This is a genomic window from Aeromonas media, from assembly GCF_000819985.1.
GTDB lineage: Bacteria > Pseudomonadota > Gammaproteobacteria > Enterobacterales > Aeromonadaceae > Aeromonas > Aeromonas media.
Window position 1 is genome coordinate 1 of sequence record NZ_CDBZ01000133.1, and the last position, 17,375, is coordinate 17,375.

The following is a 17,375-nucleotide window of genomic DNA, read 5'->3' on the forward strand; positions in this document are numbered from 1 at the left end:
CATCTGGGTGAACAGTTACTGTTCCTCGCGGCCACGGCCTCCCTTGCCTTTGCCGTCGACTGGCTGGTGCAGCAGCAGATCGGGTATCAGCAGCAGCGCAATCAACGTCTGCTGCAGGAGATGGCCACACTCGATACCCAGCTTGGCGAGATCCGGTTGCTCAAGGAGCGTCGAAAGGAACTGATCGACCGGATGCAGCTTATCGAGCAGTTGCAGACAAGACGCAACATACCGGTACGCCTGTTCAACCAGCTCCCCGTGCTGGTGCCCAACGGCGTCTACCTCAATACCCTAGCCTTGCAGGCCAACAGAATTGATGTCAACGGCAAGGCTGAAGCCTATGGCCGGGTTGCCAGCATGATGAGGCGCATCGATGGTTCGGGCTGGTTGGGGCAGTCTCAGCTCAGCACTATTTTCACTGCGGATGTGGCGCCCGTGGCCCTCAGCCAGTTCTCCATGATGTTCCAGATTGCCGGCGTCGCTCCGGCCGCGGCTAAGGGGAAAAAATGAACCTGCAACAGTTCAATGACCTGGATCTCAATGACATCGCGCGTTGGCCCAAGGTTGCCAAGGGGATCTTCATCCTGTTTTGCTGTGCCTTGCTGGGGGGGGCCATCTACTACTATGTGATTGCCAATTCCCTGACGGCCTTGCGGCAGGAGGCCGTCAAAGAGCAGGAGCTGAAGGCCCAATTCGAGAGCAAGGCCATGCTGGCTGCCAACCTGGAGGCATACCGGAAGCAGATGGTGCAACTGGAGCATTTAGTGGATGCCCAGCTCAAGCAGCTGCCCAACACCCATGAAGTGGCAGGGCTGCTGGATGACATCAGCTTTATCGCCACCGACAACGGGCTCAAATTGAACAGGATTAACTGGGAAGCAGAGGTCAAACACGAATTCTCGACCGAACTTCCCATGCGCATCGAGGTGGTGGGCACCTATCACGAGCTTGGCAAGTTCACGGCTGACATGGCTGCATTGCCGCGCATCGTCATCCTGGAGTCGTTTCAGCTCAATCAAAGCCGGGATCAGGGCGAATTGATAGGCATGTCCATGCAGGCCAAGACCTACAAATACAACGGTAAAACCCTGGAGCAGAAGCCATGAGCATGAGAGTGATAGGACTCTTCTTGCCGGTGCTGTTGTTGACGGCCTGCGGCGGGCAGGAAGACATGGACGAGTACGTACAACAAACCAAGGCGAGGCAACCCATCCCGATCGAACCCTTGCCGGAGATAAAACCCTTTTCCCCCATGGCCTATCAGCACAGCGATCAACGCAGCCCTTTCATTGAACCGCAACCTGAGACCAGTTCCAGAGTGGATGCGAAGACCAAGCCGGACTGCGCCCAGATAGTGGCGAATCGGGAGAAGGAGGTGCTGGAGCGCTATTCGCTGGCCAGTTTGAGCATGAAGGGATCCATCGGCAAGCAGGGACAGTTATGGGCGCTGATCAGGACCCCGGACGGGCAAGCCGTGCGTGTGGGGCTCAATCAGTACATGGGACTGGATCAGGGCAGAGTCATCAAGATAACGAATACTCATGTTGACTTGATGGAAACGGTACCGGATGGCAAAGGATGCTGGGTCACCCGAGAAACTCAGCTGGCCATGGCCAATCTCGACGCAAAACTATGATCAGGGATGAGCAGAGATGAGAACAACAATAAGAAGGATGAGCGGTGTGGCGCTGTTGTGGCTGGGCGCATGCGCTCAGGTGTGGGCGGTGCCAGCGTTGCAGGAGGTCAGGGTAAATCCGCTGTTGGCCGATCAGCTCTTGCTCGAGCTGAGCTTCAGCGAGCCTGTGAGCGGATTTACCGACAGACTGTCGTATGAACCCAATCAACTCTTGCTGCACGTGCCCGGAGCCATAGGCGCGCTGACGGTCAACCCGCTGCCCATCAAGCAGCAAGGGGTGGACAACCTCAAGGTGGAGGGCAAGGGGGAAGGGCTCGATATCAAGATAGCGCTCGATCAGCTGACCCCTTACCAGGTCCATCAACAGGGCAACAAATTGCTGGTGTCATTGGGAGAGAAGGCCGGTCAGCCAGTGGCTGCGACGACGACCTCTCCAAGTGCCAGTCCGTCAGCCCTTGTCAGGAGCCAGCCAGTGACCCAGTCGGCGCTGATTGATACCCAGCGGGTCGCTCAGAACCAGTCTCAATATCAGGCCCAGCCCGTCTCTGTCTCCTCTCCCGTGGCGGCTCCCGCCCCCGTTGCGGCCAGCAAACCCGTCCTGTCCGTCTCGCAGGCTAACGCGGGAGGTGCCTACTTCAACTCGGTCAAGGGGGTGGATTTTCGCCGTGGCAAGGAGGGGCAGGGGGAATTTCTCGTGACCCTGGATAACAGTTCGGCTGCAGTGGATGTGAGCAGTCGGGGCCAGAAGGTGCTCGCCAAGTTCCACGGTACCCGGATCCCGGATGAGCAACTGAATCTTATCAATGTGCAGGATTTTGCGACCCCGGTCTCCCAGGTGGAGGTGTTCCGTCAGGGCAATGACACCCTGTTTGAACTTTCGGTCAATGGCCAGTTTGATTATCGCTACGACCAGGCCGACAAGATGTTCATCATAGAGGTGAAAAAACGCGTCGCCACCACGACCGCGAAACAATATCAGGGCAAACCAATCTCATTGAATTTCCAGGATATTCCTGTGCGAACCGTGCTGCAGATCATCGCCGACTTCAATAATCTCAACCTGGTGACCACGGATTCCGTCTCCGGCAATATCACGTTGCGTCTCGATGGTGTGCCCTGGGAACAGGCGCTCGACATCATTCTCAAGGTCAGAGGGCTCGACAAGCGGCTGGACAACAACATCCTGCTGGTGGCCCCGGCGGACGAGATTGCCGCACGAGAGAAACAGCAACTGGAGAGCCGCAATCAGGTGGCCGATCTGGCGCCGCTCTATACCGAATATTTGCAGATCAACTATGCCAAGGCATCCGAAGTGGCGGCCCTGCTCTCTTCCGAGAGCACCAAGCTGCTCTCTCCCAGAGGCGCAGTGAGCGTGGATGAACGCACCAACGTGCTGGTGGTCAAAGACACGGCGGATGTCATCGGCAACGTCAAGCGGATGCTGGACATCCTCGATATCCCGGTCAAGCAGGTGGTGATCGAGGCGCGCATGGTGACCATAGACGACGGCTTTGACGAGGCTTTGGGCGTGCGGTGGGGGGTGACCAAGACGGATGGTCATGGCAATGGCACCTCTGGCACCATAGAAGGCAATGATGGCGCGGGTAATAATGGCGGTAGCTCCACCATCACGCGCCCCGGCGTGGAAGACAGGCTCAACGTCAACCTGCCGGTGACCAACGCCGCCGGCACCCTGGCCTTCCAGGTTGCCCGTCTCGCCAATGGCACTCTGCTCGATCTTGAACTGTCGGCGCTGGAGAAGGAGAGCAAGGCCGAGATCATTGCAAGCCCTCGGGTCACCACGGCGAACCAGAAACCGGCTTTGATCGAACAGGGGACCGAGATCCCCTATGTGGAGTCCTCTTCCAGCGGGGCGACCTCGGTCACCTTCAAGAAGGCGGTGCTGAGTCTCAAGGTCACGCCACAGATCACCCCGGACAACAGGGTCATCCTGGATTTGACCGTGACCCAGGATACCAAGGGGGAAACCGTCCCGACCGGTACCGGGGATGCAGTCTCCATCAACGCCCAGTCCATCACCACCCAGGTGCTGGTCAACAACGGTGAGACCCTGGTGCTGGGCGGCATCTATCAACAGACCATCAAGAACGACGTCAGCAAGGTACCGCTGCTGGGGGATATTCCCGGCCTCGGTTATCTGTTCAAGAAAACCACCAGTGAGAACAAGAAGCGTGAACTGCTGATCTTCGTGACCCCGAGGATAGTCACCGACGCCCTCTGAAAACTTTACATGTGAGGGTAAAACACATATAACCTTACGCCCCGATGAGGCTGGGGCGTAAGGGCTGCGGTTGCCAGTCCTGGTTTCTATTGAGATAATCCCCCTCCTGATCCATCGCAAGATAAGGTTCATAGGTACCCCGGTCGAGTAGTTACCGGGGCCATACAGTTTGTAATTACTAACGAAAAGACATGGCTGAGAAACGCAATATTTTCCTGATAGGTCCCATGGGTGCGGGCAAGAGCACCATAGGTAGACATCTGGCAGAACAACTGCACATGGAGTTTTTCGACTCAGATCATGAGATTGAGCGCCGCAGTGGTGCCGATATCGGCTGGGTGTTCGATGTTGAAGGCGAAGAGGGTTTCCGGATCCGCGAAGAGAAGGTGATCGGTGAACTCGCCGAGCAGCAGGGTATCGTGCTGGCAACGGGCGGCGGCGCCATCAAGAGCCGTGAAACCCGCAACAAACTCTCTGCGCGCGGCATCGTGGTCTACCTCGAAACCACCATTGAAAAGCAACTGGCGCGTACCCAGAGAGACAAGCGTCGCCCCCTGTTGCAAACCGAAGAGCCGCCCCGCGAAGTGCTGGAGCGTCTGGCCCTCGAGCGCAACGCCCTGTATGAAGAAGTCGCAGACTTTGTCATCCAGACGGATGATCAAAGTGCAAAAGTTGTAGCTAATCAAATCGTTAAGTTGATTGGTATGTAATCAATAGAGGACGTCCATGGAAAGGTTGAAGGTCGAACTGGGTGAGCGCAGCTACCCGATTGAGATAGCTGCTGGTCTGTTGCAACGCCCCGAGGTGCTGACGCAGACGATCAAGGGCAAGCGGGTCATGATAGTGACCAACACTGTCGTCGCCCCCTTGTATCTTGAGCAGATCATTCAGTTGCTGCCCGGTTTTCAGGTTGAACACCTGATATTGCCGGATGGCGAGGCCTACAAGACCCTGGCTACCTTCGAGCGGATCATGTCTGCTCTGCTGGAAACCAGTCATGGTCGTGACACCACCCTCATCGCCCTGGGGGGCGGCGTGATAGGCGACGTTGTCGGCTTTGCTGCGGCAAGCTATCAACGAGGCATTCCGTTCATTCAGGTGCCTACCACACTGCTCTCCCAGGTTGACTCCTCCGTCGGCGGCAAGACCGCCGTCAACCACCCTCTTGGCAAAAACATGGTGGGCGCCTTCTATCAGCCCAAGCATGTGATCATCGACACCGATTGCCTCAAGACCCTGCCTGCGCGGGAGTTTGCAGCCGGCATGGCCGAGGTGATCAAGTACGGCATCATCTGGGATGAGGCCTTCTTCTCCTGGCTCGAAGTCAACATGGTGCGGCTGCAACGCCTTGACGCAGATGCTCTTTCTTACGCCATTCGCCGTTGCTGTGAAATCAAGGCCGACGTGGTCGGTCAGGACGAGACCGAGCACGGCGTCCGTGCCCTGCTGAACCTGGGCCACACCTTCGGCCATGCCATCGAGGCAGAGAAGGGCTATGGCAACTGGCTCCATGGGGAGGCGGTGGCGGCGGGCATGATGCTGGCGGCCGAGACGGCCCTGGCCCGTGGCGACATGACGGCGCAAGAGGTGGCACGCGTCCGCGACCTGTTGCTGGCGGCCGATCTGCCGGTGCTGGCGCCGCCCGAGATGGATTTTGCCGCCTTCATTCGCCATATGCGCCGTGACAAGAAGGTGCTGGAAGGCAAGCTGCGGCTGGTGTTACCAGTCGGGATCGGGCAGGCCCAGGTAGTGGCCGATGTGACGGATATGCAGTTGATGGCGGTGATCGAGTCTGGTCGTGACCAATAACAAATTGCTTAAACTGCCTTCCCAGCGGCAGCTGGTTGACCGGCTGCTGCATCTGATTGAGTTCAATCACCCCTTTATTTTTCTCTCCGGCAAGCCCGGCAGCGGCCGTGGCACCCTGTGTGAATCCCTGCTGGCCCAATTGCCTGACCAGGTGCGGGTGGTTAGCCTCATCGGCAGTCCGGCCATGAAGATGGCAGACGTGCGCCAGTTGCTGCTTCAGCAGGTGGTGGCGCGCCCCCTGTTCAATGCACAGGATGCGCTGGCCGACAGCTTCTTCCGCATGCTGGAGGGCAAGTCTTCCACCCTGCTGCTCATGATCGAGCGTGCCGACACCTTGCCGACCGAACTGGTGGGGGAGCTGTGGGCGCTTGGTCGCCACAACGATACACTGGCCTCTCCCCATAAACTGGCCATTCTGCTCTCGGGCAGTGACGTCTGGTGTCGCGATCAGAAGAGTGCCCTCAAGGGGCGTGCCATGCCCGCGCTCGAGCTGGAAGTCGCGCCACTGAGCGCACCGGAGCAGCGCATCTTCTTGTATGAGAAGGCCAAGGAGCTGAAGATCCCGGCGGCCCTCTTGCCCAAGCCCAAAGTGGAAGAGATCCTGAAGGGGGCGGGGGGGCACCCTTCCGCCATCATGCAGTCATTGGAGGATGTCATGACCGACAGAAGGCCCAAGAAACGTCAGGCCGAGTTGCCCGTCAAGAAAATTGCGACCGTGCTGGCCCTGGCGGCCGCCGGTTTGCTGGCGCTGAGTTACCTCCCTCTGTTCGAGGAGGCAGGCAAGGGTGAGACCCCGGCCTCGTCCCAGGGGATGGCGTTGCCCAACCCTGTCGCCACAGATCCACTGAGCATCGGCACGGCGAGCGGGTCCCAGTCGACTCAGGGCGGTGGCACGACATCTGGGGAGCAGGGAGGCCAGCAGGTTGCCCGGGATTGGCAGCCCGATGCCAAGACTTTGCCCAAGAAGGTCGAGAGCGAGACGGTCACCACGGAGTCGAGCAATTACGAGGGGCGACGTGTTGTCATCTCCGACGAAGTGGTCGAAAAGCTGATGACGCAGCCCAACATCAGCGGCGCCCTGCCGACGGCAGTGGTGGACGAGCTGATTGGAGAGAGCTCCCGTGCGGCCCCGACCGTGGAAACGGCACAGCCCAAGACACAGAACTCGGCACCTGTTGCCAAGGCGATGCCCACACCTGCCGCGGCTACGCCTGCTGCGGCGCCAGCGCCCAAGGTGGCCCTGACGCCGGCGGCAACCCTCAACAAGAAAGCGAGGAACCACTACAGCATCCAGCTGATGGGGGCGAGCAATACCCAGGCGGTCGACAGTTTCGTGGCCGAGCATGGGCTGGCGGGCAAGGTCTGGGTCTACAAGACCCGCTTCCGTGGCAGCCCTTGGTACGTGGTGGTGCAGGGTGACTATGCCAACAGCACCCAGGCCAAGGCGGCGATCCGCAAGCTCACCCCCGCCTTGCTCAAGGGACAACCCTGGCCCAAGTCATTTGCCCAGATACAAAAAGAATTGAAGCAATAGCCAGTCGCCTGGGGAAGGGGGTAGAATCGTCCCCCTTTTTTGGGCATTGCCTTCTTAACACCGGACTTCCATGAAAAAAACACGCGCGTTTTTAAAATGGGCCGGGGGAAAATACTCCCTGGTCGAAGAGATTGCCGAGCGCTTGCCGGCCGGGCGTGTGTTGCTGGAGCCTTTCGTCGGAGCGGGCTCGGTGTTTCTCAACACGGATTACGATGCCTATGTGCTCAACGACATCAATCCGGATCTGATCGGTCTCTACAATCATCTCAAGCGGCAGCCGGACAACTTCATCCGCGAGGCGCGCAAGTTGTTTGTGGCCGAGCACAACCACAAGACCGCCTATTATCGGCTGCGCACCCAGTTCAACCAGACCGAAGCCGGGTTCGAAAGGTCTCAGCTGTTCCTGTTTCTGAATCGCCACGGGTTCAACGGTCTGTGCCGTTACAACAAGAAGGGCGGTTTCAACGTGCCGTTCGGCTCGTACAAGAAGCCCTATTTCCCGGAGAAAGAGCTGTGGGCCTTTGCCGAGAAGGCACAGAAGGCCACCTTCATCTGCGAGAGTTATGCCGATGCCATGGCCAGGGCGGAGGAGGATTGGGTGATCTACTGCGATCCCCCCTATGCGCCGCTCTCTACCACGGCGAGTTTCACCACCTACTCGGCCGGCGGCTTCACTCTGGATGACCAGGCGCTGCTGGCCAGGCTGGCCCGCCATACCGCCGCCCACAAGGGGGTGCCCGTGCTCATCAGCAACCACGACATCGAGCTGACCCGGGAGCTCTACCGCGGGGCCCGGCTGGACGAGATCCTGGTCAAGCGCACCATCAGCCGCAACGGCGGCAGCCGCAACAAGGTAGCCGAACTGCTGGCACTCTACCCGCCCGGCATCGCTCCCGAGCAGGGCCATTACCCCGGTGAGGCCGAACTGGTCTCAGTCGGTTGAACCATGAACGGTCCCTGCGGGGACCGTTGTCGTTTCTGACTGGGCGAGAGCGAGATCCGGGTCGGCTGTACGAGCGGGTCATTGTCATCGCGTGTATTGCGGCAGGACTCGCGGTCCGCGTCTTCTGCACTTGCGGGTCGTTTTCATTCCACGTTTGCGGTGAGACTCGCGGTCCGCGTCTTCTGCAGGTGCGGGTGGTTTTCATTCCACGTTTGCGGTGAGACTCGCGGTCCGCGTCTTCTGCACTTGCGCGTCGTTTTCATTCCACGTTTGCGGTGAGACTCGCGGTCCGCATCTTCTGCAGGTGCGGGTCGTTTTCATTCCGTGTTTGTGGTGAGACTCGCGGTCCGCGTCTTCTGCACTTGCGGGTCGTTTTCATTCCATGTTTGCGGTAAAATTGCGCCGCTTTTTCTGCCACGCTGCCAATGGATGACGCTGATGAAAGACTTTCTGATTGCCCCCTCTATCCTCTCCGCCGACTTTGCCCGTCTGGGTGAGGATGTGGCCAAGGTGCTGGCCGCCGGGGCCGACGTGGTGCACTTCGACGTGATGGACAACCATTATGTCCCCAACCTGACCATAGGCCCCATGGTCTGTCAGGCCCTGCGTGACTACGGCATCGAAGCCCCCATCGATGTGCACCTGATGGTCAAGCCGGTGGATCGCATCGTGCCCGATTTTGCCAAGGCGGGTGCGAACCTGATCACCTTCCACCCGGAGGCCTCCGATCATGTGGACCGCACCCTGGGTCTCATCAAGGAGCAGGGTTGCCAGGCCGGTCTGGTGCTGAACCCGGCCACGCCGCTCACCTGCCTCGAGTACGTGATGGACAAGCTGGACGTGATCCTGCTGATGTCGGTCAACCCGGGTTTCGGTGGTCAGAGCTTCATCCCCGGCACCCTAGACAAGCTGCGTCAGGTGCGTCGCCTGATCGATGAGAGCGGTCGTGACATTCGCCTCGAGATCGACGGTGGCGTCAAGGTGGAGAACATCCGCGAGATCGCAGCCGCCGGGGCTGACATGTTCGTGGCGGGCTCTGCCATCTTCGGCAAGCCGGATTACAAGGCGGTGATCGATCAAATGCGGGCGGAGCTGGCTCATGTCCGTTGAACGTCCCTTCGATCTGGTGCTGTTCGATCTGGATGGCACCCTGATTGACAGCGCTTCCCAACTGGCGTTGGCGGTCAACCGCACCCTGACCGATCTGGGGCTGGCCGAGGCTGACGAAGCCGTGGTACGCACCTGGGTCGGCAACGGCGCCGACAAGTTGATCCAGCGTGCCCTCGATTATCGCGAGGCGCCCGAGCTGTTTGCCAAGGCCCGCCCCCTGTTTGACCAGCACTATCAGGCCTGTCTGCTGCAAGGGCTGGCCATGTATGACGGTGTGGAGCAGAGCCTGCGCCGCCTGCAGGCGCTCGGCTACCGGCAGGCAGTGGTGACCAACAAGCCGAGTCACTTCGTGCAGCCCATTCTGGATGCCCTCGGCATCGGCGACTGTTTCGCACTTTGGCTGGGGGGCAACTGTGTGCCCGTCAAGAAGCCGAGCCCGGATCCGCTGCTGCACGCCTGCCACGAGCTTGGCGTCAGCCCGTCCCGCACCCTGATGGTGGGGGACTCCGAAAATGATGTGCTGGCCGCCCAGGCCGCCGGCATGAAGGTGGTGGGGCTCACCTACGGCTACAACTATGGCCGTCCCATCGCGGATTCCCGCCCTGACTGGGTATGCGAGCAGTTTGCAGAGCTCGATGCCCTGTTGGCTGAATAACAAGGATCAACACATTCATGGCTAAACCAATTGTATTGAGCGGGGCCCAACCCTCGGGCCAGCTGACCATAGGCAACTACATGGGCGCCTTGCGTCAGTGGGTCAACATGCAGGATGACTTCGACTGCCTCTACTGCATCGTCGATCTGCATGCCATCACCACCCGCCAGGAGCCTGCCGCCCTGCGCAAGGCGTGCCTGGATGCCGCCGCCCTCTATCTGGCGGTCGGCATTGATCCGGCCAAGAGCACCGTCTTCATCCAGTCCCACGTGCCGCAGCACGCCGAGCTTGGCTGGATCCTCAACTGCTACACCCAGATGGGCGAGCTGTCGCGCATGACCCAGTTCAAGGACAAGTCCGCCCGTTTCGAGAACAACGTCAACGTCGGCCTGTTTGGCTATCCGGTGCTGATGGCGGCGGACATCCTGCTCTATCAGGCGAACCAGGTGCCGGTCGGCAACGACCAGAAGCAGCATCTGGAGCTGACTCGCGACATCTGCACCCGGTTCAACAACCTGTACGGTGAGGTATTCACCCTGCCTGAGCCCTTCATCCCGACCGACGGTGCCCGGGTGATGAGCCTGCAGGATCCCACCAAGAAGATGTCCAAGTCCGACGACAACGAGGCGAACTTCATCGGCCTGCTGGAAGATCCCAAGCAGATCGTCAAGAAGATCAAGCGGGCGATGACCGATTCCGACGAGCCGGCCGTGGTGCGTTTCGATCCCGAGAACAAGCCGGGGGTCTCCAACCTGCTGACCCTGATGTCCGGTGTGACAGGCCGCTCCATCCCCGAGCTCGAGCAGCACTTCGAGGGCAAGATGTACGGCCACCTCAAGAGCGAGACGGCCGATGCCGTGGTCGCCCTGCTGGAGCCCATCCAGGCACGCTTCCGCGAGCTGCGTCAGGATGAGACTCATCTGCAGGCAATTTTGGCGGCTGGCGCACAAAAGGCGCGGGAAAGGGCTGAAAAAACCCTGACCAGCGTATATGATGTCGTCGGCTTCGTTCCTCGAGCCTGACATACTGGGAAGGTGTAGTCGTAGAGAGCTGGGTATTTGCCTGGCTTTCTTTGTTTTACCCGACCCCTGGTTCGTCAATTCAACTTCCAATGTCAAACGCGGGTTCTTGCCCCAAGAGAAAGCATGTCTGTCGAATCACATACCCCGATTGAAGAACTGAGTGACAAGGGCAACTGGCTGCGCAAGTTTCGCAAGGCCAAGAACCTCAACACCCTGCAGCTGATGGTCTCCAATGCCATCGACAAGCACCACAAGACCCCGGCCATCGCCGCCGCCATCTATCTGGCCGAGTGCCAGCGCGAGCGCGAGCTGGAGCAGGGACGTTATCTGGATCGCTGAGGTGCTCTCCCGGCTTCTGCCCATCTGCTGGGTTGCCATGCCACACCCCGCTTTCGGCACTTAAGCCGTGCCCGCCTTTCCCCCTTCCTGCTCCCGAGCCCAGCCCATGGGCTATCCGGTGTCTTCTGCCTGTTCTCGTCCGTTTCCCCGTCGAGGGGCATAGGTTGGTCAGCCTCATGGGGACAACGCCTTCGAGATGGCAGAGATGTTTTGCTGAGTAAAAACCAGAAGCCACCATCCATGCCCGCGTGATGACCCCTCAGCGGTTTATTAACGGGGGCAGACATGCCAGAATGCGCGGCGTTTGTCCGTGGACGGCCGGCAGGCGCAGTCTGCTTACCGTCTCTGTTCTATTCCCAGGGCTCTCTCATGCTGCTACTCATCGACAACTACGACTCCTTTACCTGGAACCTGGTGCAATATTTTGGCGCCCTGGGGCAGGAGGTGGTGGTCAGGCGCAACGACGAGCTCAGTCTGGAAGAGATAGCCCGGCTTGCCCCAAGCCATCTGGTGATCTCTCCCGGTCCCTGCACGCCGAACGAGGCGGGCATCTCGCTGGCGGCCATCTCCCGTTTTGCCGGTGAGATACCCATTCTCGGCGTCTGCCTCGGCCACCAGTCCCTGGCTCAGGCGTTCGGCGCCCGGGTGGTGCGTGCCCGTCAGGTGATGCACGGCAAGACGTCCCTCATCCGCCATACGGGGGAGGGGGTATTCAAGGGACTCAAGGATCCGCTGCGGGTCACCCGCTACCATTCGCTCATCGTGGCGCATGACTCCCTGCCCGATTGTTTCGAGATCACTGCCTGGAGCGAACATGACGATGGCTCCATGGACGAGATCATGGGGCTGCGGCATAAAACACTGGCACTGGAGGGAGTTCAGTTCCACCCGGAGAGCATTTTGAGCGAGCAGGGACACCAGTTGCTGGCCAACTTTTTGGCCGTTTCCTGAAAAAATCGTGATCCTCGTCTCATAATCGAAATGAGGCCAAAAAAATTTTCCCTGACACTTTATTCACCCTCCTTCCTGCCCAAATTATCTCTTGCCAACACCCCCTGAGCCGTTATGCAATGCGGTTGCCTAAAATCTCACAGGCAATCGAACATTGTTCCTCATTGGCGGTTAAGTTACAGACTTTTTACTTTTTTTCTGTGATAATTCCGCCACGTTTACACGGATTTAACTTTTGGGCGGTGGATTATTCTGCCGCGATATAGCAGGAGAGCAATATGTCAGAGTTGTTGGCAGTGACACGTGAAGTGTTTGATGAAGTGATGGTTCCCAACTATGCGCCGGCCAAGATCATTCCGGTACGCGGGGAGGGATCACGTGTCTGGGATCAGGAAGGCCGCGAGTATGTCGACTTCGCGGGCGGGATCGCGGTCAATGGCCTGGGCCATTGCCATCCCAAGCTGGTCGAAGCCCTGAAAACCCAGGGCGAGAAGCTGTGGCACCTCTCCAACGTGATGACCAACGAGCCGGCCCTGCGTCTGGCCAAGAAGCTGGTCGCCGCCACCTTTGCCGAGAAGGTCTATTTCTGCAACTCAGGCGCCGAAGCGAACGAAGCGGCGCTCAAGCTGGCCCGTCGTTACGCCATCGAGAAGTTCGGTGCCCACAAGACCCAGATCATCGCCTTCCATCAGGGCTTCCACGGCCGCACCTTCTTCACCGTCAGCGTCGGCGGCCAGGCTGCCTACTCCGATGGTTTCGGTCCCAAGCCGGCCGACATCACCCACGTCGCCTACAACAACCTGGAAGAGCTGGCCTCCGTCATCTCCGACAATACCTGTGCCGTGGTGATGGAGCCGCTGCAAGGGGAGGGTGGCATCATTCGCCCCACCGACGAGTTTGCCAAAGGGGTGCGCGAGCTGTGCGACAAGCACAATGCCCTGCTCATCTATGACGAGGTGCAATCCGGGGTCGGTCGTACCGGCGAGCTGTTTGCCTACATGGGTCTGGGGGTCACGCCGGACATCCTCACCAGCGCCAAGGCGCTGGGCGGCGGTTTCCCCATCGGTGCCATGCTGACCACCACCGAGATCGCGGCTCACCTGAAAGTGGGCACTCACGGCTCTACCTACGGCGGCAACCCGCTGGCGTGTGCGGTGGCCGAGGCGGTGATCGACGTCGTCAATACCCCGGAAGTGCTGAGCGGCATCAAGCAGCGCGAGCAGCTGTTCCGCGACGGTCTGGACGCCATCAACGCCAAGTACCACTGCTTCAGCGAAGTGCGCGGCAAGGGCCTGCTGCTCGGCGCCGTGCTCAACGATGACTTCAAGGGTCGCTCCCGCGACTTCCTGCTTGCCTCCATCGATCAGGGGTTGATGGCGTTGGTAGCAGGCACCAATGTAGTGCGCTTCGCCCCCTCTCTGGTGATCCCGGAAGCGGACATCAAGGAAGGGCTGGCCCGGTTCGAGAAAGCGGTTGCTCAGGTGGTTAACGCCTGATCCAAATTGAGGTGGGGAGCCCTCCCGGCAGGAGCCGGGACCCCACCTGTCGTCAATGAAAGGGAGTTGTCATTTATGTTGGTTATCCGTCCTATCGAGCAGCGCGACTTCGCCGGCCTCAAGACCTGTGCCATCGAATCCGGCACCGGCATGACCTCGTTGCCGGTCAACGATGAACTGCTGCAACGCAAGATCGATGCCTCGACCCAGACCTTCCTGGACAAGCCCGCCGGCAAGGGCGATTGCCTCTATTTCTTCGTGGCCGAGGATCTGGAGACCGGCGAGATGGTCGGTACCTGCGCCATCGACGCGGCTGTCGGCTTGTCCCAGCCGTTTTACAACTATCACATCGGCAAGGTGGTGCACTCTTCCCCCAAGCTCGGCATCTACAACGTGGTCGAGACGCTCACGCTGTCCAATGACTACACCGGCAACTCCGAGCTGTGCACCCTGTTTCTGCGTGAATGCGCCCGCGAGGGGCTCAATGGCCGCCTGCTTTCCAAGCACCGTTTCCTGTTCATGGCCGAGCACCCCGAGCTGTTTGACAAGACCGTCTTCGCCGAAATGCGCGGCGTCTCTGATGAGAACGGTCACAGCCCCTTCTACGAGTGGCTGCAAAAGCATTTCTTCTCGATGGACTTTCCCACCGTCGACTACCTCACCGGCATCGGCAAGAAGCGCTTCATCGCCGAGCTGATGCCCAAGTACCCCATCTACGTGAACCTGCTGAGCAACGAGGCACGTGCCGTCATCGGTCAGACCCACGAGAAGACCCGTCCGGCCATCAAGATGCTGCAGGACGAGGGCTTCGTGAACCGTGGTTATGTCGACATCTTCGATGCCGGCCCCACCGTCGAGTGCGATGTGAAGCACATCCGCAGCGTGCGCCGCAGCCAGAAGCTGGCGGTGCTGGTGGGTGAACCCATCGGCGGTCATACCTATCTCGTCTGCAACGCCAGGTTTGAACAATACCGCGCCTGCTACGGCAACATCCGGGTCGATCTGGACAAGCACGAAGCCATCATACCGCCCAAGATGGCGGCCGCCCTCAAGGTGGAGAGTGGCGACATGGTTCGGGTCGTCGATCTGGAATAACGAGTCCATATCACCGCATTGAAGCAGGCTGCCAAGGTGGCCTGTGCACCACAGGGAGTGAATTGATGATGTCTTTAGTCCAGTTTATCGATGGCCAGTGGCTGGCCGGTGAAGGCAAGCCGTTCGAATCAAAAGATCCGGCCAGGAACGAAGTGATTTGGCGCGGGGAGGCGGCGAGCCAGACCCAGGTGGACGCCGCCGTCAAGGCTGCCCGCGCGGCCTTCTACCATTGGTCCGATCTGGCCCTCGAGGATCGTCTGGCCATAGTACGCCGTTATGCCGATCTGCTCGGTGAGCACAAGGAGGCGCTGGCCCTGACCATAGCCCGGGAAACCGGCAAGCCGCTGTGGGAGACCCGCACCGAAGTGGCGGCCATGCAGGGCAAGATCGCCATCTCCATCCGCGCTCATGACGAGCGCACCGGCACGGTGGAGAACCCCATGCCCGGTGCCAAGGCGTTCGTGCGCCACAAGCCCCACGGCGTGGTCGCCGTGTTCGGCCCCTACAACTTCCCGGGTCACCTGCCCAACGGTCACATAGTGCCTGCGCTTATCGCGGGTAACGCCGTGGTGTTCAAGCCCTCCGAGCTGACCCCCATGGTGGCCGAGGCCATGCTCAAGGTATGGCAGGAAGCGGGGCTGCCCAAGGGCGTGCTCAACCTGGTGCAGGGCGAAGTGGAGACCGGCAAGGCGCTGGCGGGCAATCCGGACATCGATGGCCTCTTCTTCACCGGTTCGTCCCGCACCGGCCACTTCCTGCACCAGCAGTTTGCCGGTCAGCCGGGCAAGATCCTGGCCCTGGAGATGGGTGGCAACAACCCTCTCATCGTCAAGGATGTGAGCGACATCGACGGCGCAGTTCACGCCATCGTGCAGTCCGCCTTCATCACCTCCGGCCAGCGCTGCACCTGCTCGCGCCGTCTGTTTGTCGAGCGCGGCGAGCGCGGCGATGCCCTGGTCAAGCGGCTGGTGGAGGTGGTCGGCCAGATCAAGGTCGGTCATTACGATGACGAGGCTCAGCCCTTTATGGGCGCCATGATCAGCGAGCGTGCGGCGCTTGGCATGGTCGAGGCGCAGGCCAACCTGCAGCAACTGGGGGGTGAGAGCCTGCTCGCTCTCAAGCATCTGGAGGCGGGCACCGGTTTCGTCTCTCCGGGCATCATAGACGTGACCGCGGTCAAAGCGCTGCCGGACGAAGAGTACTTCGGCCCGCTGCTGCAGCTCATTCGCTACGACGACTTCGATGCCGCCATCGACCAGGGCAACGCCACCAGCTTCGGCCTCTCGGCCGGCCTGCTCGGCGACAACGAGGTGGACTGGAACCACTTCTTCAAGCGGATCCGTGCTGGTATCGTCAACTGGAACAAGCCCATCACCGGCGCCTCCAGTGCCGCGCCGTTCGGTGGCATCGGTGCCTCCGGGAACCACAGAGCGAGCGCCTACTACGCCGCTGACTACTGTGCCTATCCGGTCGCCTCGGTGGAAGACAGCAAGGCCGCGATGCCGGATCAGCTGTCCCCGGGTTTGACCTTCTAATCGAGAAGGAGGGGGTTGATGTGGCAGGAGAGGCCCAACGCTGCCGACGACTGCGTCATACCCCCGGTCTGATCTTCTGATAACAAGAAAATAAAAGAGGGGCACTGAACAGGTGCCCTTGTCTGTACCCGCAATCAAAGGAAAGAGAGATGCAAAAGGATATCGAGACCCTGTTTGGCCATCTGTGGGACAACTACATTCAAGTCACCCCCAGTGCCCACAAGGTTCACCAACTGCTGGGGGGCGGAGCCCCCATCATCAACGATCACGTGGCGTTTCGTACCTACAACCTGCCCAAGCTCGGCCTCGAGAAACTGGCGGCCCACTTCCGCGCCCTGGGCTACGAGGAGAAAGGCGAGTATGTGTTCAAGGCCAAGAAGCTCTATGCCAAGCACTTCGAACATGCCGATCCGGATGCGCCCAAGGTGTTCATCAGCGAGCTGAAGGTGGAAGAGCTCTCGGAAGGCGCCCAGGCCATCATCCACAAGCTGGTGGATCAGGTGCCCGATCACCTGACCGACACCCCGGCCTTCCTCTACACCGGTGCCCCCTGGCAGGTTTCCCACGCCGACTACCAGACGCTGCTGGCAGAGAGCGAGTACGCCGCCTGGATGGCCGCCTGGGGTTACCGTGCCAACCACTTCACCGTCAACATCAACCGCCTGAAGGATTTCGACACCATCCAGCAGGTCAATGCAGCCCTGAAAGCGGCGGGCTTCGTGCTCAACACCGTCGGCGGCGAGGTGAAGGGGGATCCCCAGGTGATGCTGGAGCAATCCTCCACCATGGCGGACAAGGCCGAAGTCCCCTTCAGCGACGGCGTGCGCACCATCCCAAGCTGCTTCTACGAGTTCGCCCTGCGCTACCCGCAAGCAGACGGCGTGCTCTACCCGGGCTTCGTCGAGGCGTCGGCCGACAAGATCTTCGAATCCACCAACGCCATGTAACGGCGGTTGTTGGTAAAAACGCCCCGGACGGGGCGTTTTTTATGGCGCTGTCCCAGTTATG

At 59.9% G+C, this 17,375-nt stretch carries 17 protein-coding genes; all 17 read left to right on the plus strand.

Annotation, left to right across the window (positions count from 1 at the left end):
* The coding region (locus tag BN1127_RS11575; RefSeq protein WP_042649561.1) for a PilN domain-containing protein at positions 1–510 on the plus strand (510 nt) is incomplete at its 5' end.
* Positions 507–1,106 (plus strand): PilO family type IV pilus biogenesis protein TapO, encoded by a 600-nt coding sequence (gene tapO / locus BN1127_RS11580; RefSeq protein ID WP_005329946.1) that lies wholly within the window; start codon positions 507–509, stop codon positions 1,104–1,106. The genes BN1127_RS11575 and tapO, both read left to right, overlap by 4 nt.
* A 2-nt stretch (positions 1,107–1,108) precedes the next feature.
* Entirely contained in the window at positions 1,109–1,636 is a 528-nt protein-coding gene (locus tag BN1127_RS11585) for a pilus assembly protein PilP (protein WP_042649570.1), read from the plus strand.
* Between the two features lie 16 nt (positions 1,637–1,652).
* Positions 1,653–3,878: a type IV pilus secretin PilQ gene (locus BN1127_RS11590; RefSeq protein ID WP_042649562.1), complete on the plus strand. Its 2,226-nt coding sequence runs from the start codon at positions 1,653–1,655 to the stop codon at positions 3,876–3,878.
* Between the two features lie 191 nt (positions 3,879–4,069).
* On the plus strand, positions 4,070–4,588 hold the full coding sequence (aroK, locus tag BN1127_RS11595) for a shikimate kinase AroK (RefSeq protein WP_005329951.1): 519 nt from the start codon (positions 4,070–4,072) through the stop codon (positions 4,586–4,588).
* A gap of 16 nt (positions 4,589–4,604) precedes the next feature.
* A complete protein-coding gene (gene aroB, locus BN1127_RS11600; protein ID WP_042649563.1) occupies positions 4,605–5,687 on the plus strand; it encodes a 3-dehydroquinate synthase in 1,083 nt (360 codons plus the stop codon).
* Entirely contained in the window at positions 5,677–7,221 is a 1,545-nt protein-coding gene (locus BN1127_RS11605) for an SPOR domain-containing protein (RefSeq protein ID WP_042649564.1), read from the plus strand. Before aroB ends, BN1127_RS11605 begins: the two co-directional genes overlap by 11 nt.
* A gap of 70 nt (positions 7,222–7,291) precedes the next feature.
* Positions 7,292–8,164 carry a Dam family site-specific DNA-(adenine-N6)-methyltransferase gene (locus BN1127_RS11610; protein WP_042649565.1) on the plus strand — a complete coding sequence of 291 codons (873 nt, stop codon included), beginning with the start codon at positions 7,292–7,294 and terminating at the stop codon, positions 8,162–8,164.
* A 438-nt stretch (positions 8,165–8,602) separates the two neighbouring features.
* Positions 8,603–9,274 (plus strand): ribulose-phosphate 3-epimerase, encoded by a 672-nt coding sequence (gene rpe / locus BN1127_RS11615; protein ID WP_041205203.1) that lies wholly within the window; start codon positions 8,603–8,605, stop codon positions 9,272–9,274.
* Positions 9,264–9,929: a phosphoglycolate phosphatase gene (locus BN1127_RS11620; RefSeq protein WP_005329960.1), complete on the plus strand. Its 666-nt coding sequence runs from the start codon at positions 9,264–9,266 to the stop codon at positions 9,927–9,929. The genes rpe and BN1127_RS11620 overlap by 11 nt, the downstream gene beginning before the upstream one ends.
* Positions 9,930–9,946: 17 nt before the next feature.
* The gene (trpS, locus tag BN1127_RS11625) at positions 9,947–10,951 is read left to right on the plus strand and encodes a tryptophan--tRNA ligase (RefSeq protein ID WP_041205201.1); all 1,005 of its coding nucleotides are present in this window, start codon (positions 9,947–9,949) and stop codon (positions 10,949–10,951) included.
* Positions 10,952–11,074: 123 nt separating this feature from the next.
* A complete protein-coding gene (locus tag BN1127_RS11630) occupies positions 11,075–11,290 on the plus strand; it encodes a hypothetical protein (protein WP_005329964.1) in 216 nt (71 codons plus the stop codon).
* A 369-nt stretch (positions 11,291–11,659) separates the two neighbouring features.
* Positions 11,660–12,241, plus strand: coding sequence for an aminodeoxychorismate synthase component II (locus BN1127_RS11635; protein ID WP_042649566.1), 582 nt, complete (start codon positions 11,660–11,662; stop codon positions 12,239–12,241).
* Positions 12,242–12,519: 278 nt separating this feature from the next.
* Positions 12,520–13,737, plus strand: coding sequence for an aspartate aminotransferase family protein (locus BN1127_RS11640; protein ID WP_042649567.1), 1,218 nt, complete (start codon positions 12,520–12,522; stop codon positions 13,735–13,737).
* Between the two features lie 75 nt (positions 13,738–13,812).
* Positions 13,813–14,832, plus strand: a complete 1,020-nt coding sequence (gene astA / locus BN1127_RS11645) for an arginine N-succinyltransferase (protein ID WP_025326162.1) — start codon at positions 13,813–13,815, stop codon at positions 14,830–14,832.
* Between the two features lie 65 nt (positions 14,833–14,897).
* Positions 14,898–16,367 carry a succinylglutamate-semialdehyde dehydrogenase gene (astD, locus tag BN1127_RS11650; RefSeq protein WP_042649568.1) on the plus strand — a complete coding sequence of 490 codons (1,470 nt, stop codon included), beginning with the start codon at positions 14,898–14,900 and terminating at the stop codon, positions 16,365–16,367.
* A 149-nt stretch (positions 16,368–16,516) separates the two neighbouring features.
* Entirely contained in the window at positions 16,517–17,314 is a 798-nt protein-coding gene (locus BN1127_RS11655; RefSeq protein ID WP_042649569.1) for a DUF1338 domain-containing protein, read from the plus strand.
* Positions 17,315–17,375: the final 61 nt, after the last annotated feature.